This window comes from Tildeniella sp. (assembly GCF_059505325.1).
Window position 1 is genome coordinate 43234 of record NZ_JCACKI010000072.1, and the last position, 23232, is coordinate 66465.

The following is a 23232-nucleotide window of genomic DNA, read 5'->3' on the forward strand; positions in this document are numbered from 1 at the left end:
GTCCGATTTGATTGATTGCTACTTCAGCGGTCTTTACCATACTTAACCATTCTGAGGCTGCTAGAGCAGGCTTCGTCTCAGAATCGGCACAGCTTCATTCCCACTGCGTAACCACAGAGTTTACACGCTATGCAGTGGCATACATATACGAGCAAACGCGAGAGGACTACTCATTTATACTCTCCCGCTGCCGTCAATCCTTGAGGAAATTGAATGTCCAAGCAAATTGTTATCGCGGAGCAGCACCGCATTGCTGCAGTTTTTTCGGAAGATCAGATTCAAGAGCTGATTGTTGCAACAGGTAGCCATCAAGTTAGTGATGTGTATCTGGGTATCGTCGAAAACGTCTTACCAGGCATTGATGCCGCGTTTGTCAACATTGGTGATAGCGAGCGCAACGGTTTTATCCACGTCACCGATTTAGGTCCGTTGAAGCTTCGTCGGATGGCTGGCTCCATTACTGAGTTGCTCGCACCGCAGCAAAAAGTGCTGGTGCAAATCATGAAGGAGCCGACGGGCAACAAAGGACCGCGTTTGACAGGCAACATTTCGCTGCCAGGACGTTACCTGGTGCTCATGCCCTATGGGAAAGGGGTAAATCTTTCTCGCCGCATTCGTAGTGAGAACGAACGGAACCGCTTACGGGCGCTGGCAATCTTGGTGAAACCAGCAGGTATGGGCATTGTTGTGCGTACTGAAGCAGAAAATATGCCTGAAGATGCCATCATTGAAGACTTAGAAGTACTGCAAAAGCAGTGGGAACAAGTTTTACAAGAGGCAACGACGACCCGTGCGCCTGCATTGCTGAACCGGGATGATGACTTTATTCAACGAGTGCTGCGCGATGTCTATAGCGCCGATGTCAATCGTATTGTAGTGGATTCCCATACAGGGTTAAAACGGGTCAGGCAGCAGTTGACCAACTGGGGTGGCGGTGACCTGCCACGCGGTGTGTTGATTGATCACCATCGCGATCGTGCCCCTATTATGGAGTACTTTCGCATCAACGCCGCGATCCGCGAGGCGCTTAAACCGAGAACCGATTTGCCGTCTGGTGGCTATGTCATTATCGAGCGTACCGAAGCCTTGACTGTCATTGATGTCAACTCTGGTTCCTTTACCCGCTCTGCCACTGCCCGCGAAACAGTGCTTTGGACGAACTGTGAAGCGGCGACTGAGATTGCTCGTCAACTCCGACTGCGTAACATTGCTGGCATCATTGTGGTTGATTTCATTGACATGGATCAGCGCCGCGACCAGCTGCAGGTGCTGGAACACTTTAACAAGGCATTGAGAGCCGACAAGTCACGCCCTCAGATTGCCCAACTGACTGAACTCGGGTTGGTGGAACTAACGCGGAAACGACAGGGCAAAAATATCTACGAAATCTTTGGTCGTGCTTGCCCTACCTGCGGCGGCTTGGGACATTTGGTACATTTACCAGGTGATGGCGACACGGCAGAGGGCGAAATTGTGGAGCGTCCGACAGCCGTATCGCTGCGAGACTCACGAACCAGCGATCGCAGTATCAGCGGACGAGGGCGCGGACGCGATTTAGTGTTGCCGAGCATACCCAGCGTGTTGGAACCAACCTGGGAGGATCGCAGCGAAGATCTGGATGATTCAGACGATGTGCAGCAGGATCTTGGTCTTAACCATCCCAGCTATCAAGAACTGGGCGGCAACAACCGTCGCCGTCGCCGTCGTCGCCCAGGTGATGAGGTTCGTACAGGTAGCCCGTCCTATCCCAGCGCTCCTACGCTCAAACTCGATCCAGTGAGCGATGGGGAATCACCGCCATCCGACCTACCGTTCATTAGTCGTTCTGATCGCCCGGAGCGTCCGGCTCGTGGTCGCGGTCGTGGTCGCGGTGGTCGTGAGAGTACCCCGCAAGAATTACTGCCCAGTCGGGAGGGTTTGCCTGCTCATGAGCCAGGAACCGCATTAGACGAAACATACGTACCAGAAAGCGTTGCACCGGAAAGCGTCCCAGAGCTTGGCTATCCGGAAGAACGGCGTGGGCGATCGAGGCGTGAGACATCACGAGCACCGCAAGAGCCGCCGGAAGTTGTTGCGGTTGAAATGACACCAGAAGAGCAAGATATCTATGCCTGGATGGGGATTTCGCCGCTGGTACTGTCCAGTCAGGAAGTGAAAAATCCCAAAGCAGCCATTATCTCGGTTGTTTTGCCAGGAGAAGTGCCTGCAATAACGGAACCAGAACAAATGACTCTGACACCACAGTTAGAACCCGTCGGAATGCCCTTAAAGCCGAAGCAACGGTTTGTCGAAACGGTTCTTACAGAACCGGAACCGGAGCAAGACTCCATCATCCAGCCTGAGGTCGAAGCTAGCCCCGAAGCTAGCCCAAATGCCGAGCTTTATGCAGTAGAGCCACCGGAACTCGATCAACTTGATGCCAACGGTGATCAACTTGATGCTAACGGTGCGCCGATTACCCGTCGTCGCCGTCGTCGTTCTTCGGCAGTCACATCAGACTGATAGCCCAACTGTGCCTAGTGATAGCAGCAACCCGGTATCAACTCTCCTAGCCGAAAGATGACGAGGAGAGATCTATGCTATGCGAAACGTCTCAGCGCGCATGGTCTCTACGCGTACAATCTTTACCATGACACGTAACGTCAGCCTTTGGGCAGAGCAACTAGACTTACCTAGTGAACTACAAGCCTACCCGCCTACAAGCATCATTGCTGGGGTAGACGAAGTAGGGCGCGGTGCCTTATTTGGTCCTGTTGTAGCGGCAGCTGTTGTTTTGCCTGTCGATGCCATTGACGTGCTTGCTGCTGCAGGTGTTACTGACAGCAAGCTTCTGTCGGCAGGACGACGGCTTGCTTTAGCAGACCAGATTCGCGCTGGCGCTTTAGCGTATCAAATCTGCTATGCCTCTGTTTGGGAAATCGATCGCCTTAACATTCTGCAAGCGTCTCTGCTAGCAATGAAGCGCGCCATGCTCAAGCTGAAATTAACGCCAGATTTATGCTTAGTCGATGGCAACCAACGAATTCCTGGTCTGGCAGTGCCACAGCAAACGCTTGTCAAAGGAGACCAGCGATCGATTGCGATTGCCTCTGCCAGCATCCTTGCTAAAGTATGGCGTGATGCTTTGATGGTGCGCCTGGCAGCGAAGTATCACCACTATGATTTAGCAGCGAATAAAGGTTACGGTACACCAACTCATCGAGCAGCGCTGCAATTGTATGGACCATCGCGCTGGCATCGGCGATCGTTTAGACCCTGCCATCCCACACTAGACCTTTGAGTTTGTTACGTTCGCGCTTCAGAACTCATTCGCGCTTTAGAGCTTAGGGTCAAAAATAGGAATGCTCACCTCAAGCAGTGGGGCTGTGCGGCAAAATTGGGGTAGCTGCGGTGGTTGTAAAGGCTGGCTTTGAAACTGCCCATGCACGATAATCTGCCAGCAAATGGTGCATCAAACGCTGTTTGACAGTCAGCAGAACGCTTTTGAGCAAGCCGTTGCCAGTTGCCTCAAGGAACGGCTTTGGTGTCAGCGCGATCGGCATCGGTATATCGACCTGCACCTCCAAATCTGCTTTACCTCTTAAAATTGTTATGCCATTCGACTGAACGGGTTGCAGCTTGCCGATCAGACTTAACTTGAACCGTTGGTTAATATACTCAACGCCCTTAATCTCACAACCAACAGACTGCACATGCACGGTGCCATCTGACTCTGCCCAAACTCTCAAATCGACGATCGGCTGCACAGTCAGCGCCATGAAGGTTAACGGGCGCATCTTCAGGCGAAAGCGTTCGTCCTCTAACTGCTCGATTTGGCTGGATGCTGCTAAAGCATTAACCACTCGCTGCGGCTGACGCAAATAGTGCTGAATGGGAACAAGCTGCTCTGAAACTACCATTTCGACAGCTTGAGCGGCAGTGAAGCGAGTGTACATAGCTAATCAACCAAGGAGAGATAGCAGGTATTGTCTACGTAGATATGTCTAATTCTAAACAAATGTAAAGGAGTGGAACTACATCATTTTAAGTAGATACACGCTCCACCCTATGACAGACTATTCTTGCAGAATTCCTGAGTTACCAATGCCTTTTGTCTGAGAAGTGTGAGAAGAATTGTTGCTATGGTGAGTTTTAGTTCAGGCTGATTCAGGGAATAGACGCTATGGCAGTATCGATCGCCCACCTGGGACCCTCTGGCACCTATGCGGAAGCCGCAGCGCTCTTGTATGCAAACTGGCTGGCGCAAACAACCGCGCAAGAAACCGTGCTGTGCCCTTATCCCAGCATTGCTCTATCGCTGCGGGCGGTTGCAGAAGGAACGGTACCTGTAGCTGTGGTTCCGGTCGAAAACTCTACCGAAGGTAGCGTCCCTATGACGCTGGATGGTTTGTGGGAGTTGGGTAGCTTACAAGTTCAGTGGGCGTTAGTCTTACCGATCGCTCACGCACTCCTATCTCATGCAACGGTAATGGAAACCGTTCGGACTGTTTACTCCCATCCACAGGCATTAGCCCAATGCCAGGAATGGTTAGAAACCTTCTTGCCCAGCGCTCATCTCATCCCTACGAACTCGACGACTGAGGCATTGCAATATCTGAAGGCAGATCTAACGAGCGCCGCGATCGCGTCTCAGCGCGCTGCTCAACTTTACCGTCTGCCGATTCTGGCTGATGCGATTAACGACCAACCCGATAACTGCACTCGCTTTTGGGTGCTCAGCCAGCAGCCCTCTCCCGGCGGTCGTCATACATCGCTAGCCTTCACTGTGCATGATTTGCCCGGTTCTCTAGTCAAGCCACTGCAAGTTTTTGCCAGTCAGGGCATTAACCTTAGTCGAATTGAGTCTCGCCCAACGAAGCGATCGCTGGGCGACTACCTGTTTTTCATCGACCTGGAAGCCGATGCCCGTGAACCCGCCGTTAAAAAAACATTGGCAGAACTCGCAGACAACACACAAACCTTGAAAGTATTCGGCAGTTACGATGTTTTGCCAGCAGAGGTGAGGGGCAAGGGGTGAAGTGAGTTTTGAGTTAATTCTGATAACTGACTTCTATCGCTCTACTCCCTACTCCCCACTCCCTACTCCCTATTACCCAGTACCGCTGCTTGAACGCTGACACCCAAAAACTCTCGGACAAGCTGAAGATAGGTTGGTGCATCCTCTAGCATTGGGAAGTGAGCTGTGTCAGGAATGACGACATACTGGATGTTATCGTTCAACGCTGCCGCTTGCCGACCCATTTCAGCGGGGATGATAATGTCTCGATCGCCTGAAACAAGCAGCGTAGGCACTGTGAGCCGTGCAAACTCTTGAGGCATCACTTCCGTTGCCTTCTTACTCACACACGTAAAGATTGTTCCCAGCGCGGCATCGTAGTCCGCCATCAAAAAGTCGTCGAGAAACGATCGACTTACCGCACCTGGCAGCGATCGATGGAGAAAGCGTTGCATAAACAGCCGATCGACAAACGGCAGCCCATACAGCCAGCGAGGGCGAAATTTGACGACATAGCCACCAAACTTATAGAACGCATTGAACGCTTTTTCGTCGTACTCAAAAATGCCGCTACAGGTGAGAATGGCACGCTCGACGCGATCGGGGTACAGATTCAAAAAGAACGTTGCAACAGACGCACCCATTGAGTGAGCGTTGAGATAAACGCGCTGCAACCCTAAAGCACTCAAAAGACCATTCAGATCGTCGGCGTAGGTTTCTAGCTCGTAGCTCAGTTCGGCTGCGGTTTCAGGTGGGTTCGCCAACGGCGATGGTTCGCTGGCATTTGAGCGCGATCGCCCGAACCCGCGCATGTCGTAGAGGAGACAGTCGAAGCGATCGCAAAGCGCTCTCGCCGTGCTTTCCCAATAGCGGGCAGAGCCACCCCATCCATGCAGAAAAACAAGCACAGGCTTACCAGAAGGTTCTGGACTTCCCGACTCTGTGATCCATTCGTAGTAGTGACTAAAGCCGCAAACGATAGCGTAAGACATTTGAAAACAAGAGTTTTTAGTTATTGGTTTCTAGATCTAACAACTAAAAACCAACAACTAGCAACTAAGCCGATTCAGGTTTTGGTAAAGAAGATGGATGAATGATCAACTCTGCGGTCGATCGCTTCTCGACCATTTCGCGGGTGATGCTACAGCGAGTCACATCTTTGCGCGATGGCAATTCGTACATGATATCCAGCATGAGTTCTTCAACGATGCTGCGGAGGGCACGAGCGCCTGTTTTGCGACGATACGCCTCTTGGGCGATCGCCCGTATTGCCTCTTGTCGAAACTCTAGCGTCACGTTGTCCATCTTCAAGAGCTTTTGGTACTGCTTCACCAGCGCATTACGCGGTTCTGTCAGAATCTCGGTGAGAGCATCCTCGTCCAGTGGATTCACGACTGCCATCACAGGTACACGTCCAATAAATTCTGGAATCATGCCAAACTTGACCAGATCGTCGGGTTCCATGTGACGCAGCACGTCTGCTGTCCGCTTTTCTTTCGGCTGGGCTTCTCCGGGTTGGATAAAGCCCATTGATTTCTTACCAATCCGCTGTTCTACAGCTTTGTCTAATCCAACAAACGCGCCACCGCAGATGAAGAGAATATTACTGGTGTCGATCTGAATACAATCCTGATAGGGATGCTTCCGTCCACCCTGTGGCGGCACATTAGCAACTGTTCCCTCTAGCATTTTCAGCAACGCTTGCTGAACGCCTTCACCAGAGACATCACGGGTGATGGATGGGTTCTCGCTTTTGCGGGCAATCTTATCGATTTCATCAATGTAAATGATGCCGCGCTGTGCTTCTTCGACATCTAAATCGGCGACTTGTAGCAAGCGCAAAAGAATGTTCTCCACATCCTCGCCAACATAGCCCGCTTCCGTCAGCGTCGTCGCGTCAGCAACGGCAAAAGGCACATCTAAAATCTCCGCCAGGGTTTGCGCTAGTAGCGTCTTGCCACAGCCTGTTGGTCCAATCAAAAGAATGTTGGACTTTTGTAGTTCAACTGGATCTTCAGACGCTGCTTTAGCGTTGCCCTTCGGCTGCATAAAGCTGAGGCGCTTGTAATGGTTGTAGACCGCTACTGAAAGCACTTTTTTAGCATCATCCTGACCAATGACATGCTCATCAAGGTACTTTTTGATCTCTCTGGGCTTCGGAATTTGACCGAGAGAGAGGTTTGCAGACCGAGCTTTGCGCTTTTCAGGCGATTGTTCGCGCCGTGGCACAGGTTGTGGTGCCGCAGCACTGGAATCAAACAGCTCTTCATCCAGAATTTCGTTGCACAGATCGACACACTCGTCGCAAATGTAAACCCCTGGTCCAGCTATGAGTTTGCGAACCTGCTCCTGAGACTTACCACAGAAGGAACATTTGAGATGGGAGTCGTATTTAGACATACCTGCCTCTTAATTAACTGCAGCAACAGCCTCTCCCGCTTTAGGAAGATTTTGTCTGGAAATGACCTGATCAACTAACCCGTACTCTTTGGCTTCGGCAGCAGACATAAAAAAGTCGCGCTCGGTATCCATCTCTACCCGTTCCAATGGTTGACCTGTATGGTGCGCTAGCAGTTCGCTCAGCTTGCGCTTATGGTAGAGAATTTCTTTTGCCTGAATCTCGATATCGACGGCTTGACCTTGAGCGCCACCCAGGGGTTGGTGAATCATGATGCGTGAGTTGGGTAAAGACATGCGCTTACCCTGGGCACCTGCTGCCAGCAGAAATGCACCCATACTCGCCGCCAGACCAAAGCAAATGGTAACAACATCAGAGCGAACTTGCTGCATGGTGTCATAGATTGCCATGCCAGCGGTAACAGAGCCGCCAGGAGAATTGATGTAGAGCTGAATATCTTTCTCTGGTTCTTCAGCTTCTAGAAACAGCAGTTGAGCCACGATCGAGTCAGAAACCGTGTCATCGATCGGAGTGCCCAGAAACACGATGCGTTCTCTAAGCAAACGCGAATAGATATCGAAGGCTCGATCGCCACGACCAGATTGCTCAACCACCATTGGTACGACGTTATGAGTACCCGTTGAGGTAACGTCGAGGGGGTTCAAGCTGTTAATAGAGTAGTCAGCGGAGCGGGATACAAACATAGTTGGTGTTATCGCCTGAATCACTGTAGACCGGATTGTGGGTCAGCAGACGCGATTCGCTGGTGGAATCGCATGTGTATATCCAAACATTATGCCTCAACTAACCAGGGACTTGTGGACACCCCAAGTGAAATGCTCCGCTATTGTAACCCTGGTATTTCAAGGCGCAACGCATTCCCTTTACAGATAGAGACAAAACGTTAGGGCTGGCGCAAACCTCGGAGGTTTAACCAAGTATCAAGCATAGTCACCAATGTAGTTGCTTAAACTCCGAGGTTTTCAACTTTTTCAGATAGAGATAGACAAAATGTTATTCGTCTGGTGACTCTGCTTTTGTCTTTGCCGTTTTACGCGGTTTTTTCGGCTTTTCAGTTTCGGCAGCCTCAGCCGATTCAGCGAGTTCAGGATCGGCTTCGGCATCAGCCGCGATCGCTGGAGCGTCAGAAGTAGAATCCCTAGATGGTTCAGTCTCTGTTGTTGGTTCAACGACCGATGCGGTGACATCTACCGTATTAGCGTCTGTCGCGTCAGTTTCAACGGTCGCTGCTAGAGTCTCCTCTGCTTCCTCAGCCTCCCCTCCTTCCGCCGCTTCCGGTTTTGCTAATGTCCCTTCGGGCACAAGCTCGATCGTCGATCGTTCAATCAGCCAGTCAACAATTTTCTCTTTCAGCAGATCCTCGGCGACTACTGCCTGGAGCCGATCGGGGTCAATCTCACGATCGCCCAACTCTGCCAGCAGTTCAGTGACTTTTACACTAATTTCTTCAGGTTCAACCTTAAGAGACTCGCGTTTGGCGACTTCACCCAGTGCCAGTGTGCGTTTGATGCGATCAATTGCTTCAGGGCGCGATCGCTCTTTGAGCATCGCAACGGTTTCTTGATTGAACAGGCGTTTGACATCAATGCCCTGGTTTTGCAGTTGCGCTGCTGTCTGGTTCAGGAGGTAGGTTGATTCCCGTTCGACGAGCGTTTCTGGCAGCTCAACCTCAATGTGCTTGAGCAGTTCATCCAGAATTGCCTGCTCTTTGTTTGCCGTTGTTTTTGCATCGGCTTCTTCGTTGTAGCGGGTTTCCAGGGACGATCGCAGCTCTGTCAGCGTTTCAAACTCACTCACCTCTTGAGCAAAGTCATCGTCAAGGTCAGGTAGCTCCTTTTCCTTGATCTCTTTCAGAGTGATGGTAAAGCGGGCTGCCCGACCCGCCAGCGTTTCTTGTGGATAGTCGTCCGGGAAAGGTACAGAAACATCTTTCGTTTCACCCGGTGTCATTCCCACAATGCCGTCGATAAAGCCTTCAATGAACTTTCCTTCCGTCAGCTCGACCTGAAAGTCTTCGGCTTCACCGCCGGGAAAGGGTTCGGCTTCGGCTTCCGGGTCATCAGCCACCAGTACGCCTTTGTAGTCCACGATGGTCGTGTCGCCTAGTTGGGCAGCGCGTCCTTCAACTGGGATCAAGGTCGCGGTTTGCTCTTGGTATTGCAGCAACACTTTGTCTACCTGTTCAGCATCAGGCTTTACTTCTTCTGCTTGAAGTTGAAAGCCAGTGTACTGAGCCAGCGCTACGTCTGGCTGCACGTCAACAGAGGCGGAAAACGTGAGTGCTGAACCGGGCACAAACTGGCTTACCAAGTCATCAAACGACGATCGCAGTTGAAAGTTACCCAGTGCGTCAATTTTTTCTTGCTCGATCGCCTGCTTTAACGTCTCGTCGATGAGTTCTTCTAACGCGGTCGCTTTGAGTTGCACCGAGCCAAAGCGCTGAATCAACACCTGTCGTGGCACTTTGCCCTTACGAAACCCAGGAATATTGGCTGAGCGGGTAAACTTCTGAATGACCTGCTCGTAAGCCTTTTGAGACATTTCCGGCGTAATTTCGATTTCCAAGCCAATCTGACTGGCGGGAAGCTTTTCCTGGGTAACTTTCATCGGTATATTCGCTACAGACACTTACTTTAGTGGGTTAACAGCCTGACGAGCCGCTCAAGGGGCGTAGAATCACTCACTCAACGGTCTGATTAACAGACAGTCCAAGGTGGCGATCGCATTCACTGCATCGCCGCAATACGTAATCGTAACTGATCCTGCTTGACGGTTGCTCATTAATGTAAGCGAATCTTAAAGATCGGGCTTAACGTTGGGTTTACGAAAAATTTCGTTAGAACTCTGGCATTCCCTGAGAGCGTATGCTGAACTTATGACGTGGGTAAGATTTACAACGCTAAGAGTAGAGAAGCTGAACTTCTAAATTGAGCTGGAAAGTCTTTGCTGCCGAGCATTTCAGGAAGAAGGGACAATAAATAGCTTCTACTAAGCGTTTTAACCTCACCCCTCTTTAAAATTTCGCCTTTTCATACTTATTGTCTGGAGGAGAGTACGTTGGTTCATCCCTATCGAGTCGCTATTTTAGGGGCGACAGGCGCAGTCGGTACAGAGCTGTTGGCACTGCTTGAGCAGCGAGACTTTCCGATCGCAAGCTTGAAATTACTGGCATCGGCACGATCGGCAGGGCAAACGCTTTCGTTTAAAGGTGAACCTCTGCCCATCGAAGCGGTTGAGGACAAAAGCTTTAAAAACGTCGATCTGGTACTGGCATCGGCGGGTGCGTCGGTGTCGAAGGCGTGGGTGGCAACTGCGATCGCTGCTGGAGCAGTATTTATTGACAATTCCAGCGCCTTTCGGATGGATCCAACCGTCCCGCTAGTGGTGCCAGAGGTGAACCCTCAGGCGGCAGCTACTCACCGAGGACTCATCGCCAACCCCAACTGCACGACAATTTTGATGGCAGTTGCGGTTTACCCCCTGCACCAGGTACAGCCCATTCGACGCATCGTTGCAGCAACCTATCAGTCTGCCAGTGGTGCTGGGGCGCGAGCAATGGCAGAGGTGAAAACTCAGGCTCAGGCAATTTTGCAGGGGCAAGAGCCAGTGGCAGAGCTGTTTCCCTATCCGTTAGCATTCAACCTGTTCCCGCATAACTCCGCGCTTGACGAGCAGGGATACTGTGAAGAAGAAATGAAGATGGTCAACGAAACGCGCAAAATTTTCGGGACACCCGATTTGCGGATAACGGCGACTTGCATACGGGTTCCCGTATTGCGGGCACACTCTGAAGCGCTTAATCTGGAATTTGAACACCCGTTTGATGTGGCGCACGCGCGGAGCGTTCTGAGTCATGCTCCGGGTGTAACGCTGGTAGAAGACTGGAAGGCAAACTACTTTCCGATGCCGATCGATGCCAGTGGTAAAGACAACGTACTCGTTGGACGCATCCGTCAGGATCTCTCTCATCCTAAAGGATTGGAACTTTGGCTCTGCGGCGACCAGATTCGTAAGGGCGCAGCGCTCAATGCGATACAGATTGCCGAACTATTGGCACAGCAAAATCTGATTCAACCGTCGATCGCTCTTGCAAATTAGAGCCGTTAGCGATTAGCTAGTAAGCAGCGCTTGTACCCTCGTGTTGAAGCCTGCCTCCCATGAAAGACTAAACGATGTGGCTAAAAGCTCCGCAGCCAACAACTAAAAACCAACAACTAGCAACCGTAACCGTGTGGTGAATTTTGGACGTGTTTTAACTGCAATGGTCACGCCATTCAAAGACGATGGCAGAGTAGACTTTGCGATCGCCGAGAAGTTGGCGTACCATCTCGCTGAGCATGGCACCGATACCCTTGTCGTCTGTGGCACGACGGGAGAATCGCCCACCCTAACCTGGGATGAGGAGTACGAACTTTTCCAGGTGGTGCAGCGGACGGTAGCAGGCAAAGCAAAAGTGATCGCAGGTACTGGCTCAAACTCGACGCGAGAAGCGATCGCAGCAACCCAAAAAGCAGCTAAACTAGGATTAGATGGTTCTTTACAAGTCGTTCCCTACTACAACAAGCCTCCTCAAGAAGGGCTTTATCAGCACTTTAAGGCGATCGCGGAAGCTGCGCCTGAACTGCCGATGATGCTCTACAACGTACCGGGGCGCACCGGGCAGAACATGCAGGCTGAAACAGTCGGTCGCCTTGCTACGATCGAGAACATTGTTGCGATCAAAGAGTCAACGGGGAATCTTGATCAGGCGAGTGAAATTCAACGTTTGACACCACCCGAATTTGCACTCTACTCTGGAGATGACTCCATCACATTGCCACTGCTAGCGATCGGTGGAAAAGGTATCGTTAGTGTTGCCAGTCACTTGGTGGGTTTACAGCTTCAACAAATGATTCAGGCATTTGAAGCGGGTCAGCATCAAGTCGCTACCAAGATTCATATTGAGCTTTTTCCTTTATTTAAAGCTTTGTTTGTGACTGCTAATCCGATTCCAATTAAGGCAGCACTGAGACTACAGGGTTGGCAAGTCGGCTCTACCCGTCCCCCGCTGGCAGATTCTTCAACTGATTTGACGACTACCTTAACGTCAGTGATGAAACGTCTGGCTCTACTCTAGGCATCTACAGCCCATAAAGTTTCTAGACAACTGAATACGCTCACTACCTGTACAAGGTTTGTGCCGAGGACGTTAAGTAGCTGGCGATCGTACAGTGCTTGCTGATTCATACAGCTTTTGCACACTGACGTTGGTTAGCCACCCCAGCGCTCCTACTTGCAGGTTTCCAACCGCTCGACAACTGAATCGAGCGGTTGGCTGTAACCGCTTCAACTATTCTCAACCAACCAATTTTCTTTACTCTCTACACGTTCGATAAGGATGCCAATGACTCAAAACAATACTTCACCCGCGCTGAAAATCATCCCCCTTGGTGGCTTGCATGAAATCGGCAAAAACACCTGCGTCTTTGAAATTAATGACGAAATTATTTTGCTTGATGCAGGGCTTGCATTCCCGACAGATGGGATGCATGGGGTGAACATCGTCCTGCCAGACATGACCTATCTGCGGGAAAATCGTCACAAAATTAAGGGCATGATCGTCACGCATGGTCACGAAGACCATATTGGCGGTATTGCTTTTCACCTCAAGCAATTTGAAATTCCTATCATCTACGGTCCTCGCCTAGCAATGGCGTTGCTCAAAGATAAGCTGAGCGAGGCAGGCGTGACCAAGCGGACGGAACTGCGCACTGTTGGACCGCGTGAAACGGTTCGCCTCGGCAAATCGTTTTTTGTGGAGTTTATCCGCAATACGCACTCAATGGCAGATAGCTTCACCGTTGCCATTCGTACCCCAGTCGGTGTGGTCATTCATACAGGCGACTTTAAAGTTGATCACACGCCTGTTGATGGCGAGTACTTTGACTTTCAACGATTGGCAGAATATGGCGAAAAAGGCGTTCAGTGCCTGATCAGCGACTCGACCAACTCAGAAATTCCAGGCAGTACCCCTTCCGAGCGATCGGTGTATCCCAACCTCGATCGCATTTTTGCTCAGGCGAAGGGGCGTTTGCTAGTCACAACGTTTGCATCGTCAGTCCACCGCATCAACATGATTCTGGATCTGGCAAAGAAGAATGGGCGTGTGGTTTCGGTCGTCGGGCGATCGATGCTGAACCTTATTGCTCATGCTCGTACCCTGGGTTATATCAAGTGCGAAGACAGCTTGTTTCAGCCGCTGCAAGTACTCCAAAAACTAGCGGACGAACACGTTTTGATTCTTACCACTGGTTCGCAGGGTGAGCCGATGTCAGCGATGACTCGCATCTCGAATGGCGACCATCGTCAGGTTAAAATCCGTGAGGGCGACACGGTTGTCTTTTCGGCGAATCCGATTCCTGGCAATACGATCGCCGTTGTTAACACGATCGATCGGCTCATGATGAAGGGTGCCAAGGTGATCTACGGCAAGGAGCATGGCATCCACGTTTCTGGACACGGTTGCCAGGAAGACCAAAAACTTATGCTTGGCTTAACCCGACCCAAATTCTTTCTGCCTGTCCACGGTGAACACCGAATGCTGGTGAAGCATTCTCAGACGGCTCAAAGTGTGGGCGTACCTGCTGAGAACATGGTGATTATTGACAACGGAGATGTAGTTGAGCTGACTGCAACCTCAATGCGGATTGCAGGTAAAGTGCCGTCGGGCATTGAGCTTGTGGATACATCTCGCTCTGGTGTGGTAAACAGCAAAGTGCTGCGTGAACGCCAGCAACTAGCAGGTGATGGCATTGTGACCGTCGCTGCTGCGATCGGCTGGACAGGAGCACTGATGGCGAAGCCTCAAATTCACCTGAGCGGTGTGGTGACATCGCTAGAGCGATCTAAGCTCCAAACCGCTATCGAAACTGCGATTGATACCGTCCTGCGCGATCGCTGGCATGAATTTGCCCGTCCAGTTGGTCATGATGGACAGCTTGAGATCGACTGGGTAGGACTGCAAACTCAGATCGACCGCGAAATCCAGCGGACGTTGCGACGCGATTTGCAAAGTAACCCACTGCTCGTCTTTTTGATGCAGAATCCTGAAGAGCCACCCGTGCGAGAAGTAAGCCTTGAGCGACGCACACCCGCGATCGCGTCGTAACTGTCTCACTGAAGATCTGTAAGCTGATGACTGTGAAGCAGAGCATTGATGTAATGCTCTGCTTCGTTGTTCATGCCATGACGCGATCGTCCCGTTCACGCGATTCCTGCCGGACAGAGCCAGACATTGCTGCTTGTTGCAGTAGCATAAACGCCTTTAAGTCTTTGGCATCATACTTAGTTCGTAAGAGCTGACGCAATTGGTTTTCTGCCTCGATCGTCAGGCAGCCAGTTATAAAAGCATGTTGGACGATTTCTCGAATCAAAAGCATGGCAGAACCCCAGATCTTACCGATACCGCAAACGGGCAGCTAATCCCCATGTGGCATGAAGTTGTTTATTGACAGACAATAATTAAAATACGCTTCTTTAACAGAGAATAGATTTATCTTTATGAAGCCAATAATATAAAGGTTTTGTAAAAAGTTCCTGTTAGCCAGGTAACAAAACGCTGGTTATGCCAATTCGATCTGAGCCTGCACAGGACTAACTACTGTAAGTTAAGGGGCTTAAACCCACTGCTCAAACCCATTGTTCAATGCTGCTTCACGCAAAGTTTGTTTTAGTGAGCTGTGGATTTAATCGATCGATCTCACGTCTCGCTAGAGCTACTCGTCGATATGGGCATGAAACTCCTATCACAGCATCTGCTTACTCACAAAACCTCCTCGCTCACTGTGCCTTGACCTGTGAAAGACACACTAAGCGTCGGTACTACTCACGTCTCACATACCTTGGTGGCTAGTAGTGTATGACAACTAGCAGGAGACTACCGCCCCATACAAAGCGGAATGATCAGTTGAAAATACCTGAGTAGGAAAGTTCAATTAAATACAAAATCTGCGTCGGATTGGTATAGCCTTCGGCATTCAAGAAAAGTGAAGCGTAACCTATGCTGCTCAAGGTTCTGATGCGTTATGGCTACGCCCAACACATCCTACGTTTAATTCCACCTAGCTACTTAATCACGCTGGGTTGTCTTGTTTGGTAAAGATAGAGAGAAACAAGGCTCCCTCAATCACCAGCTCAATGCCACAGTATCAGTATGTTGTCGTCATGCAAAAGCGGTCAAGCAGCGCACACTGTTTGGTTCCTGGCACTTTCATTGGGGCTACTCAACCAATGGGCGACCACAAGCACGGTCTTTATAGTTTTGGTTGCCCCACTGTGCGGTGCCATTTTTTCATGCTGCCATCGGAGCCACAGTTAGGAAAGCGGATAAAGGGATGGTTGACATAGGCGCTGAAAAGAACGATTACTGCCTACTTCCCTCTACCCTTTACGAAGGAGCACTACTCACGTTGAAAGGCTGCTTGACGGATTACGATTACTGAGGCATTATGAAGAATGCATCAGGGGCTATAGCGCAGTTGGTAGCGCATCTCAATGGCATTGAGAGGGTCAGCGGTTCGAATCCGCTTAGCTCCATTGTAGAGCGATGTCAGCAGTTCTGGTTTCTGGTGGGACAACAAGCATTAATTGCCACAATTGCCACTTAATGCTTGTAACTGCTCGTGGTCACTTAATGCTTGTAAAAGTTTCTGCTACTCCAAACAATGAATTCGGCTGTACTATAAGACTACCTTATCATTTCCTTCAACACCTCCGAGGGGCTAAAAGATTATGCTTAAAGCCCTTTAGCCTTAGAGTTATCTGACTAAAGCTCTCCTACTACGGATGAATAGCCAGTCGTCTTAGGTGAGGCTAACAGCAGCAAAACTAACTCATACCTAAATTTTTGCTTTCGGTGCTAGAGTCCAGCTTTGCCTCTTCTATGGCTGCACGTACCTGTTTATATCGTAAGTAACCAGGTTTACTGATAAGTTGAGCCACCCGTTCTTCAGATGGCTACAAGCCCTCACTGTAAAGTTTTAGAACAGCCTGCTTGACTTCCTGGCGAGTCTGCTCAATGGCTTGACGATGACAGACCTTTTTGAATTTATCGTACTTGGCAGAAATCGCCTGACACAGTTCTGGAAAGAGCCTAAAGATCGTCCTTCTATGAATCTCCAGTCGTCTAGAAATTTCCTCCATTGGCAATGGTGGACACTCATGGCTAAGGAGGAAAGCGGTAGTGCTGAATAGTAATGGTCAAGAACGAAGAGAGGCATTGTAATGATGCACAAAATACCAAATTGCCCCAATGTGGTTACTCAACTTCTTGGAGAACGACAAGGTTTGACGCACCAAGCGCCCGACCCGCTGCCGCAAGGTATTGTTGAAGCGCTCAATATAGCTGGTTTTGCCAGTTTCTTTGCCCACCGCCCGATGTCGTTTGCTCGGTAGGATCTGCTCATACGCCTCCCAAAAATCGGTGTAGCCAAGCGCGCACTGGCGGTACACTGCTGGTAGGGATTGCCAAAGTCCCTTTGCGCCCTGTCGAGAGCGATCACCCACGAAGACTCCAACCATCTCACGGCTATCGGCATCAATTGCCAACCAGATCCATTGCTTGTTCGCTTTAGAGCCAACAAACGACCACATCTCGTCGAGTTGAATGGTCAACCGACCCGGTTTTTTGGGGTGACTTCGATGGTTTGGGGAGTCTGGTAAAAGTTCTGATTGACGTACAGTTGTAACCATCGCTCAGACACACCTGTGACTCGCGCGATCGCTGCTAGTGCCAAGCGTTTAAGCAACAACTGATCAATTAATTGACGCGTTGCCTCATCAATCGGTTGTCGGGTTGCATCCGCTACAAACTGCCGCCCACAGTCTCGACACTGGAATCGTGGTTTGCCGTAATGAGTATGCCCGTACTTGATCACTTGAGTCGATTGGCACTTGGGGCAGTTCATCGAATCGCTTGCAATGGTTGGAAATTCTGGTTTATCAGTTTACCATTACTATGCATTGCTACCCTGACTTTGTTTACACCGATAGTCTTGCCCTGGGGGATGATGCTCGGAATCAGGCGATCGCCAACGCTCAAGTTGCCCTAAAAGCTTTGGTTGCACAAGGATGGAAATCTATAGGAGAAAATTATGCCCGATCGTGACTTAGTATTTTATGTTCAGTTTCAAGTCAAACCTGACTGCGTACAAGAGTGGAAGGATGCGGTCGTAGAGGTAATTAATCACATGGCGAAGGAAAACACCTTCGTGACCTGTTATATGCACCAAGACACGCAGGATGCGAATCGATTCACCCTGTATGAGCGATGGTGCGAATCCTCTGTTGAAGCATTTGTTCAGAATCAGTTGCAAGCCAAAAGCTATCGAAAGGCGTATGAAGAGAAACTACCAAATTGGCTTGAACTACTTAGGGAAACCTCTGTGTTGAGTTGTGTCAATGAGTGGCAGCAGATTCAGTAGTGTTCAAAATTGACTAGAAGCTGCATAAAGTTGCAGTTCGGTAGTAAAGCCAGAGATGGCTATGAAGGTATCGCTCATTAAATGGGAACTAACAAGTATGCCGATGCCAGCTGAATATCAACGAGCTGCGATTGAATTTGAAAAATTTCTGTTGGATGCCCGTGAAGCCTCTGGTCTAATCACAACCAATCAAACTTACACGATGGTGCAAGGCGTTCTGCAAACCTTTCGGCGGCGGCTCACACTTCCAGAAGCAATTCACTTTGCTGGGGTTCTTCCACCCGTTCTGCGAGCCATATTTGTTGCGAACTGGGATACCAGTGAGCCGCGTCGTAGTTTTGCCGACCGCATAGAAATGACTCAAGAAGTTCAGGGGTTGCGGGCAGATCATAACTTTGCCCCTGAGATAGCCATTCAAGCCGTTGCCGTAGCACTCAGGAAGAACATTGACGAAGCGAAACTTGACAATGTACTGAGCCGTCTACCAGCCCCAGCCCACGACTTTTGGTGTCCATGACTCATCCTCTAAATTCGACAGTTTCAGGATGCCAGTCTTCTCGATTCAGGCGATACACAAAGCAATCATCGTCATCAAATTGGCGGCGATCAATACATTGAAAACCCAATCGTTCGTAGAAGGGGTGAACGCGAGTATTGCTGACCAGTGGATCAACCAGCACAGCCGCTACAGTCGGATCAGCAAAACATCTGTCCAGGGCAAGCCGCATCATTTTTGTGCCATAGCCTTTGCCTAAATCAGTCGCTTCACCAATCCAAATATCAATGGCACGAAGGTTGTCTGCAACCTCTCCCCAGTAGTGGCTTTCTTCTCGTGCCGGATCAATGATTTGCATAAATCCGATCGCCCGCCCATCGAGTTCAGCAATCAATTGTTCGCGCCAATCTGGAGTGCGATCGAGTTCTTCCTCCCAATGCCAGTCATCATTCGGGTCTGAGGCAATCACATGGGGTTGCTCATCCCAATGTTGCAGGAGTGTCAGGTCAGCGATCGTAGCAGTGCGTAAGGTGATCATGATTTTAGTTAAAGGAGTCCCAGGTTTTGGAGACTGCGGCGAGTCAGTTCTAACCGTTTGCCAGCATCTTTGATCGTTGCCATATCCATGCTTGTGGCATAGAAATAGACGTTGTTGTTCTGTTCTAGATAACCGACAATCCAGCCAATATTCGGAGTCACACTGTTGAGCCAACCCGTTTTACCGCGCAGAGTATAGTCGGGTGTTCTCTCGATGATCATCATGTCTTTGATCAGATCGATCGCGCGTTGTGAAAATGGCAGATCGTTGCGCTCCAATTTTTGCAGGAACTCAATTTCCTGTTTCGGCGTAATTTGCAACGGACCCTCTAGCCAGAACCGATCAATTCGATCCGCAGCCCCAATTTGACGGTTACCATAACTCACCTGCTCAACAAACTTCTGCATCCGCTCATGCCCGTTCTTGCGTGCTAGAACTTGATAAAACCAAACGGTAGAGTCTTTGAAGGCTTGTCGTAAGTTTGTATCCCGGTTCCAGGCAGGAATCTCGCGCGTGACACCATCCCAGGTTAAAACGGCAACATCATCTGAAATTACCCCCGTTTCCAGCGAGATCAGCGCATTCAGAATTTTGAAGGTAGAACCCGGAAAAAAGGCAGTGACATTACGAGATGGATTGTGTTCGTAGAAGCGTTGGTTGTTTTTGTCGTAGATGACGATCGAGCCATTCACCCCCAGTTCCTGAAAAGCTCGACTCAAATTGGAGGCTTGTGCAGTGAGTGCAGATTGCGATTGCTTTGCAGTTGCGCTTTGCGCTAAACGCACTCCAAACATCGTTGAATTCCAGGCGAACCAGAGCGAGATCGCGCAACTGATCAAGAGAGAAAACCTGATAAATTTGGGGTAGCGCATTTCTTTCTTAAAGCAAGAGTAGAACTTGCAAGACTACATTGGAACCAAAGTAGATTCCAGACAATGCGGCGAGAAATCTAGGCGGACTTGCTCACATAAACGAACGCCGCTCTAGATGGTAGTGTTCTCTAGTTCTTCTATATAGTTCTCTCGTCTGGTTAGCGATCGCTTTTATGTACTTCATAGTGCAACTCAATTTAACCTGAGTCCGTTCGTCGCTTCAGAGGCTATGTTGGGTTGCAGATTGATCAAAAGGGGCTGTGGGTGTGCCTTGGTGAAACACCATTTGCCAGCCTGACGCATCAAGCCGCCAAATCGACGATCGGTTCGTGTGATGGAACAACTCTCCCGATGGGTTTACGTGAGCCGATTGGTAGGTGAGTAACGCGATCGAATCCGAGAGTTTGTTCACAGCAAAGTTTTGAGCGTGGATCTGTGGTGGTTCTGGATCAGTCGGCAACAACATTAGAGTGTGGTCGCGCGTGTAGGTCGCTCCTGATCGTCCGAACTCCATGAAGTCAGGAGCTAGCAACTGTATCAAGCGCTCTCGATCGCCTCGACACTTCGGCTGATGTAGCTCGCACTCTAATTGGCAGAGCGTGGACAGTAGTGACATATAGATTCATTCCTCCACTCGCGATCGCCGTCTAGAGCAGCAGTCAATTCCTTTTCTAAGTGAGCTTTCTGACTCAATGGTTTACAAAACAAGCTTCCCTTCATGTCATCACAGCTTGCACCTTTCCAAGGCTAGGCAAATATTCTAGTCCAGGCTGTCAAATTCTTGTGGCACTGTCAAATTCCTGTGATCGATCTTCAAATGTGAAGATAGCTAATCAAGCAATGTAGCAGCCATTATTTCTCATTTTGGTGTAACAGGATGATCAGGCGGCGGAAGGACACACTGCGTAATGACTCGATCGACGATCGGTAATCCGGCTGCCATTTCTTTGAGCCTAATTTGTTGAAAACCAGTCGTCAGTTCAGTTTCGTCAACAGCGCAAAACCCTAGCTTTGAGTAAAAAGGAGCATTCCAGGGAAGCGTAAGGAATCGCATCGGGATAACAAGCTTGCCCCAAATCGTGTCCAGCATGGAGAGCATCAGTGCGGTGATCTCTCCTTTTGCGTCGATTTCGGCAACGTCTTGCTACGTATTCATAGACCCAAATTTGGCTGCCCTGAGTCACTTCTAGCCAAACCATAATTCTTCCTCCATTAGCTCAAAAAACGCACAAGCGGGAGTTGATGCGGGAGTTTGGATTGTACCTCTTATCTTGCCAAGCTTGGGTAAGGGGTTCATGGCTGTATTTACCGCTGTGTCGGGGTCGATAAGTCTCGTTATACAAACAAAGGCTATTGGGATGTTTCATCACAAATTGCATCATCTGCCGATGGGGTTCCCCTTGGAAGAACTGTTTTAAGTCCTGTTCTGAACGCCAGTAGCTGACCGTGATCACTTCGTCGGGTCTGCAAATTCCAGCTTTCACTTGTACGCAGCCTGTTGCTTTGGCAGTGGCATTTCTGATCCACAGCAAGCAGATGTTGCCACATCCAGAAAAAGCCCGCGCGATTATAAAATCACGGCTCAATACGGGTTCATGATGTAGGGATTGTTAATCGTGTTGTTTCCAGAGCCACCTCAATTGATTAGATGTTGTTGAAAGAACTGAGTGAGTTTTTGCCAAGCGTCTGCTGCGGCTGAAGGATGGTAATCCGATCGCTCATTGCAGAAAAATCCATGTCCTGCTTCAGGGTAAACTGTTAGGGTGTAGTCTTTGTCTAGCTCCCGGAAGCGATCGTCGATTTGCTGGATGCGATCGCCCGAGATAAAGACATCACGCCTTCCAAAAAACAACAGCACCGGCACAGTAATCTCCTTCACCGCATCAATCCACTCGTCCAGAACCATGCCGTAGAACGGGGCTGCTGCTGCGATTTCACTGGACAATCTGCAAGCGGTAAAAAAGGTTAAGCCGCCACCCAAACAAAAACCTGTAACCCCAATGTGTTTAGCGTTCACATTCGGTTGAGTCTTCAAGAACGTTAAGGCGGCTCGAAGGTCGTTTTCCATTGACTGACCAAAATCTAAGCGCCACATCATTGCCATTGCCTGCTCAACCTTATCATAGCCAAACGTGTTGTTGGGCAATTCACGGTAGTAAAGATCGGGCGTGAGGACGACGTATCCTTCCTGGGCAATTCGTTTCGCCACATCACGAATGTGGGGTGTTACGCCAAATGCCTCCATGAGAAGTAGAATCGCAGGTTTGCGGTCGAGTTTCTCCGGAACAAACAGTACGGCAGGCATTTGTCCATCAGGAGCGGGAATGAAGATTTCATTTTCTTGAATGTGCATGATCTCGTCCCAGTTCTATTTCTAAACAGCTTAAAAAACTGGCAATGGAAACCTCTAGAAAGAAGTTGCGGAGTTTTTGGATAATCTTGCGATCGCACTATCAGAGCAAATCGTGGAGCTATCCAGGAAGAAATCACGAGTCGAGCGTCAGGATTTCAGAAACTGGTTCGGAGTCACGCCAAAGATGTGCTTAAAGCTCCGCGTTAGATGACTCTGGTCACAAAATCCAACCCTGACCGCGATCTCGGCAAGACTAAGTTGACTGTGTTGCAGCAAATGTTTTGCCTGCTCAACCCGGCATCGCAAAATGTACTGGTGGGGTGTTACTTTCATTTGCTGCTTGAATAGACGCAGAAAATGGTAGGGACTGAGTTGGGCGATCGCGCTCAAGTCACTCAATTTCAAGTTCTGATGCAGATGCTCATGAATATACTCCTATCTGGACTTTGGATGTGGAAAGGACAGGTGATTCGACAGTGGTTTAGACGTTAAAACAGGCAGTCTAAGGTTAATAGACTGCCTCTATGCAACATAGGCTAGTCCGTCAAACTGACATTAATCCATAGGAGGCTTATGGCAACTGCTAACAATTTGCGCTTCCTCTTAATGCTTGTCGCCGCACTCGGCTGCGGGTTGATGGCAGGAGTCTTCTTCGCCTTCTCCACGTTTGTCATGCCTGCGCTAGCTCGACTTCAGCCATCTCAAGGGATTGCCGCAATGCAATCGATCAATATTACGGCGATTAATCCGTTGTTCATGATTGCCCTGTTTGGAACGGCTTTCGCTTGTCTCGTTCTAGCAGTTTCCGTTCTGCTCAAATGGCAGCAATCGGGTGCTGTCTCCTTACTCGTTGGTACCTGCTCTATCTTGTTGGCACAATCGGCGTGACGATCGCCTGCAATGTAACGCTCAATGATGCCCTGGCGTTGGTCTCTGACCTGCCTTCGGCACTCGCGAAACCCGACAGCCCAGAAGGCGCAACTCTCTGGGCAAAATACCTGAACGATTGGACTTTCTGGAACCATGTACGGACGATCGCAGCACTGGCAGCAGCGGCATTATTTACGGTTATCCCTTTGAAATAGAACTTCAATACAA

The 23232-nt window shown here is 49.8% G+C and carries 23 protein-coding genes, 1 tRNA gene and 2 pseudogenes; 12 read left to right on the forward strand and 14 right to left on the reverse strand.

Annotated features, from left to right (window positions below; translation table 11 throughout):
• The first annotated feature begins 213 nt into the window (after nt 1–213).
• Entirely contained in the window at nt 214–2502 is a 2289-nt protein-coding gene (gene rne / locus AC5JO6_RS25085) for a ribonuclease E (protein ID WP_496083773.1), read from the forward strand.
• Between the two features lie 127 nt (nt 2503–2629).
• The gene (locus AC5JO6_RS25090) at nt 2630–3280 is read left to right on the forward strand and encodes a ribonuclease HII (protein WP_496083774.1); all 651 of its coding nucleotides are present in this window, start codon (nt 2630–2632) and stop codon (nt 3278–3280) included.
• A 70-nt stretch (nt 3281–3350) separates the two neighbouring features.
• Here AC5JO6_RS25090 and AC5JO6_RS25095 read toward each other — a convergent pair whose 3' ends face one another.
• Complete coding sequence (locus tag AC5JO6_RS25095; protein ID WP_496083775.1) at nt 3351–3935, reverse strand: DUF1997 domain-containing protein; 585 nt, start codon at nt 3933–3935, stop codon at nt 3351–3353.
• A 227-nt stretch (nt 3936–4162) separates the two neighbouring features.
• On the opposite strand from AC5JO6_RS25095, the gene pheA reads away from it, so the two are divergent.
• Nucleotides 4163–5017 carry a prephenate dehydratase gene (gene pheA, locus AC5JO6_RS25100; RefSeq protein ID WP_496083776.1) on the forward strand — a complete coding sequence of 285 codons (855 nt, stop codon included), beginning with the start codon at nt 4163–4165 and terminating at the stop codon, nt 5015–5017.
• Nucleotides 5018–5079: 62 nt separating this feature from the next.
• Here the strand turns inward: pheA and AC5JO6_RS25105 are convergent, their stop codons facing one another.
• The 4 genes from AC5JO6_RS25105 to tig all read right to left on the reverse strand — a co-directional run bounded on the left by AC5JO6_RS25105 (nt 5080) and on the right by tig (nt 10022).
• Complete coding sequence (locus tag AC5JO6_RS25105) at nt 5080–5988, reverse strand: alpha/beta fold hydrolase (protein ID WP_496083777.1); 909 nt, start codon at nt 5986–5988, stop codon at nt 5080–5082.
• Nucleotides 5989–6052: 64 nt separating this feature from the next.
• Complete coding sequence (clpX, locus tag AC5JO6_RS25110; protein ID WP_496083778.1) at nt 6053–7396, reverse strand: ATP-dependent protease ATP-binding subunit ClpX; 1344 nt, start codon at nt 7394–7396, stop codon at nt 6053–6055.
• Between the two features lie 9 nt (nt 7397–7405).
• Nucleotides 7406–8098 carry an ATP-dependent Clp endopeptidase proteolytic subunit ClpP gene (clpP, locus tag AC5JO6_RS25115; protein ID WP_496083779.1) on the reverse strand — a complete coding sequence of 231 codons (693 nt, stop codon included), beginning with the start codon at nt 8096–8098 and terminating at the stop codon, nt 7406–7408.
• A 310-nt stretch (nt 8099–8408) separates the two neighbouring features.
• On the reverse strand, nt 8409–10022 hold the full coding sequence (gene tig / locus AC5JO6_RS25120; RefSeq protein WP_496083780.1) for a trigger factor: 1614 nt from the start codon (nt 10020–10022) through the stop codon (nt 8409–8411).
• A 450-nt stretch (nt 10023–10472) separates the two neighbouring features.
• Between tig and AC5JO6_RS25125 the strand changes: the two genes are divergently transcribed.
• From AC5JO6_RS25125 to AC5JO6_RS25135, 3 genes are all read left to right on the forward strand, one after another.
• A complete protein-coding gene (locus AC5JO6_RS25125) occupies nt 10473–11513 on the forward strand; it encodes an aspartate-semialdehyde dehydrogenase (protein WP_496083781.1) in 1041 nt (346 codons plus the stop codon).
• Between the two features lie 133 nt (nt 11514–11646).
• Nucleotides 11647–12531, forward strand: coding sequence for a 4-hydroxy-tetrahydrodipicolinate synthase (gene dapA, locus AC5JO6_RS25130; protein ID WP_496083782.1), 885 nt, complete (start codon nt 11647–11649; stop codon nt 12529–12531).
• Between the two features lie 267 nt (nt 12532–12798).
• Nucleotides 12799–14562, forward strand: a complete 1764-nt coding sequence (locus tag AC5JO6_RS25135) for a ribonuclease J (protein WP_496083783.1) — start codon at nt 12799–12801, stop codon at nt 14560–14562.
• A gap of 70 nt (nt 14563–14632) precedes the next feature.
• Here AC5JO6_RS25135 and AC5JO6_RS25140 read toward each other — a convergent pair whose 3' ends face one another.
• A complete protein-coding gene (locus AC5JO6_RS25140) occupies nt 14633–14833 on the reverse strand; it encodes a hypothetical protein (RefSeq protein WP_496083784.1) in 201 nt (66 codons plus the stop codon).
• A 1083-nt stretch (nt 14834–15916) separates the two neighbouring features.
• Here AC5JO6_RS25140 and AC5JO6_RS25145 point away from each other — a divergent pair.
• Together AC5JO6_RS25145 and AC5JO6_RS25150 are read left to right on the forward strand one after the other, a co-directional pair.
• Nucleotides 15917–15989: transfer RNA gene (locus AC5JO6_RS25145), tRNA-Ala, on the forward strand.
• Between the two features lie 492 nt (nt 15990–16481).
• Complete coding sequence (locus AC5JO6_RS25150; protein WP_496083785.1) at nt 16482–16646, forward strand: hypothetical protein; 165 nt, start codon at nt 16482–16484, stop codon at nt 16644–16646.
• Between the two features lie 6 nt (nt 16647–16652).
• Here the strand turns inward: AC5JO6_RS25150 and AC5JO6_RS25155 are convergent.
• Nucleotides 16653–17359 (reverse strand): IS1 family transposase gene (locus AC5JO6_RS25155; protein ID WP_496083786.1). Its coding sequence is split into 2 segments (ribosomal slippage): nt 16653–17083 and nt 17083–17359, totalling 708 coding nucleotides; the frame shifts between segments, so codons are not numbered across the junction.
• Between the two features lie 8 nt (nt 17360–17367).
• Here AC5JO6_RS25155 and AC5JO6_RS25160 point away from each other — a divergent pair.
• From AC5JO6_RS25160 to AC5JO6_RS25170, 3 genes are all read left to right on the forward strand, one after another.
• Nucleotides 17368–17559: a hypothetical protein gene (locus AC5JO6_RS25160; RefSeq protein ID WP_496083787.1), complete on the forward strand. Its 192-nt coding sequence runs from the start codon at nt 17368–17370 to the stop codon at nt 17557–17559.
• Nucleotides 17546–17875: a putative quinol monooxygenase gene (locus tag AC5JO6_RS25165; RefSeq protein ID WP_496083788.1), complete on the forward strand. Its 330-nt coding sequence runs from the start codon at nt 17546–17548 to the stop codon at nt 17873–17875. Before AC5JO6_RS25160 ends, AC5JO6_RS25165 begins: the two co-directional genes overlap by 14 nt.
• A gap of 97 nt (nt 17876–17972) precedes the next feature.
• Entirely contained in the window at nt 17973–18392 is a 420-nt protein-coding gene (locus tag AC5JO6_RS25170) for a DUF2267 domain-containing protein (RefSeq protein WP_496083789.1), read from the forward strand.
• A 1-nt stretch (nt 18393) separates the two neighbouring features.
• Here AC5JO6_RS25170 and AC5JO6_RS25175 read toward each other — a convergent pair whose 3' ends face one another.
• From AC5JO6_RS25175 to AC5JO6_RS25205, 7 genes and pseudogenes are all read right to left on the reverse strand, one after another.
• Complete coding sequence (locus AC5JO6_RS25175) at nt 18394–18909, reverse strand: GNAT family N-acetyltransferase (protein ID WP_496083790.1); 516 nt, start codon at nt 18907–18909, stop codon at nt 18394–18396.
• 8 nt (nt 18910–18917) lie between these two features.
• A complete protein-coding gene (gene blaOXA, locus AC5JO6_RS25180) occupies nt 18918–19703 on the reverse strand; it encodes a class D beta-lactamase (protein ID WP_496083791.1) in 786 nt (261 codons plus the stop codon).
• A 298-nt stretch (nt 19704–20001) separates the two neighbouring features.
• A complete protein-coding gene (locus AC5JO6_RS25185; protein ID WP_496083792.1) occupies nt 20002–20397 on the reverse strand; it encodes a nuclear transport factor 2 family protein in 396 nt (131 codons plus the stop codon).
• Nucleotides 20398–20640: 243 nt separating this feature from the next.
• Nucleotides 20641–20835, reverse strand: coding sequence for a hypothetical protein (locus AC5JO6_RS25190; RefSeq protein WP_496083793.1), 195 nt, complete (start codon nt 20833–20835; stop codon nt 20641–20643).
• A gap of 163 nt (nt 20836–20998) precedes the next feature.
• Entirely contained in the window at nt 20999–21265 is a 267-nt protein-coding gene (locus AC5JO6_RS25195; protein ID WP_496083926.1) for an antibiotic biosynthesis monooxygenase family protein, read from the reverse strand.
• Between the two features lie 152 nt (nt 21266–21417).
• Complete coding sequence (locus AC5JO6_RS25200; protein ID WP_496083794.1) at nt 21418–22134, reverse strand: dienelactone hydrolase family protein; 717 nt, start codon at nt 22132–22134, stop codon at nt 21418–21420.
• A 147-nt stretch (nt 22135–22281) separates the two neighbouring features.
• Nucleotides 22282–22569, reverse strand: a pseudogene (locus tag AC5JO6_RS25205) (AraC family transcriptional regulator); the annotation flags it as partial.
• A 138-nt stretch (nt 22570–22707) separates the two neighbouring features.
• Between AC5JO6_RS25205 and AC5JO6_RS25210 the strand changes: the two are divergent.
• Nucleotides 22708–23219 (forward strand): annotated as a pseudogene (locus tag AC5JO6_RS25210) (anthrone oxygenase family protein).
• Nucleotides 23220–23232 lie beyond the last annotated feature (13 nt).

Coding starts and splice junctions, on each gene's coding strand:
- rne (WP_496083773.1), top strand. CDS start 214: ATGTCCAAGCAAATTGTTATCGCGGAGCAGCACCGCATTGCTGCAGTT.
- AC5JO6_RS25090 (WP_496083774.1), top strand. CDS start 2,630: ATGACACGTAACGTCAGCCTTTGGGCAGAGCAACTAGACTTACCTAGT.
- AC5JO6_RS25095 (WP_496083775.1), bottom strand. CDS start 3,935: ATGTACACTCGCTTCACTGCCGCTCAAGCTGTCGAAATGGTAGTTTCA.
- pheA (WP_496083776.1), top strand. CDS start 4,163: ATGGCAGTATCGATCGCCCACCTGGGACCCTCTGGCACCTATGCGGAA.
- AC5JO6_RS25105 (WP_496083777.1), bottom strand. CDS start 5,988: ATGTCTTACGCTATCGTTTGCGGCTTTAGTCACTACTACGAATGGATC.
- clpX (WP_496083778.1), bottom strand. CDS start 7,396: ATGTCTAAATACGACTCCCATCTCAAATGTTCCTTCTGTGGTAAGTCT.
- clpP (WP_496083779.1), bottom strand. CDS start 8,098: ATGTTTGTATCCCGCTCCGCTGACTACTCTATTAACAGCTTGAACCCC.
- tig (WP_496083780.1), bottom strand. CDS start 10,022: ATGAAAGTTACCCAGGAAAAGCTTCCCGCCAGTCAGATTGGCTTGGAA.
- AC5JO6_RS25135 (WP_496083783.1), top strand. CDS start 12,799: ATGACTCAAAACAATACTTCACCCGCGCTGAAAATCATCCCCCTTGGT.
- AC5JO6_RS25140 (WP_496083784.1), bottom strand. CDS start 14,833: ATGCTTTTGATTCGAGAAATCGTCCAACATGCTTTTATAACTGGCTGC.
- AC5JO6_RS25150 (WP_496083785.1), top strand. CDS start 16,482: ATGACAGACCTTTTTGAATTTATCGTACTTGGCAGAAATCGCCTGACA.
- AC5JO6_RS25165 (WP_496083788.1), top strand. CDS start 17,546: ATGCCCGATCGTGACTTAGTATTTTATGTTCAGTTTCAAGTCAAACCT.
- AC5JO6_RS25170 (WP_496083789.1), top strand. CDS start 17,973: ATGCCGATGCCAGCTGAATATCAACGAGCTGCGATTGAATTTGAAAAA.
- AC5JO6_RS25175 (WP_496083790.1), bottom strand. CDS start 18,909: ATGATCACCTTACGCACTGCTACGATCGCTGACCTGACACTCCTGCAA.
- blaOXA (WP_496083791.1), bottom strand. CDS start 19,703: ATGTTTGGAGTGCGTTTAGCGCAAAGCGCAACTGCAAAGCAATCGCAA.
- AC5JO6_RS25185 (WP_496083792.1), bottom strand. CDS start 20,397: ATGTCACTACTGTCCACGCTCTGCCAATTAGAGTGCGAGCTACATCAG.
- AC5JO6_RS25190 (WP_496083793.1), bottom strand. CDS start 20,835: ATGCGATTCCTTACGCTTCCCTGGAATGCTCCTTTTTACTCAAAGCTA.
- AC5JO6_RS25200 (WP_496083794.1), bottom strand. CDS start 22,134: ATGCACATTCAAGAAAATGAAATCTTCATTCCCGCTCCTGATGGACAA.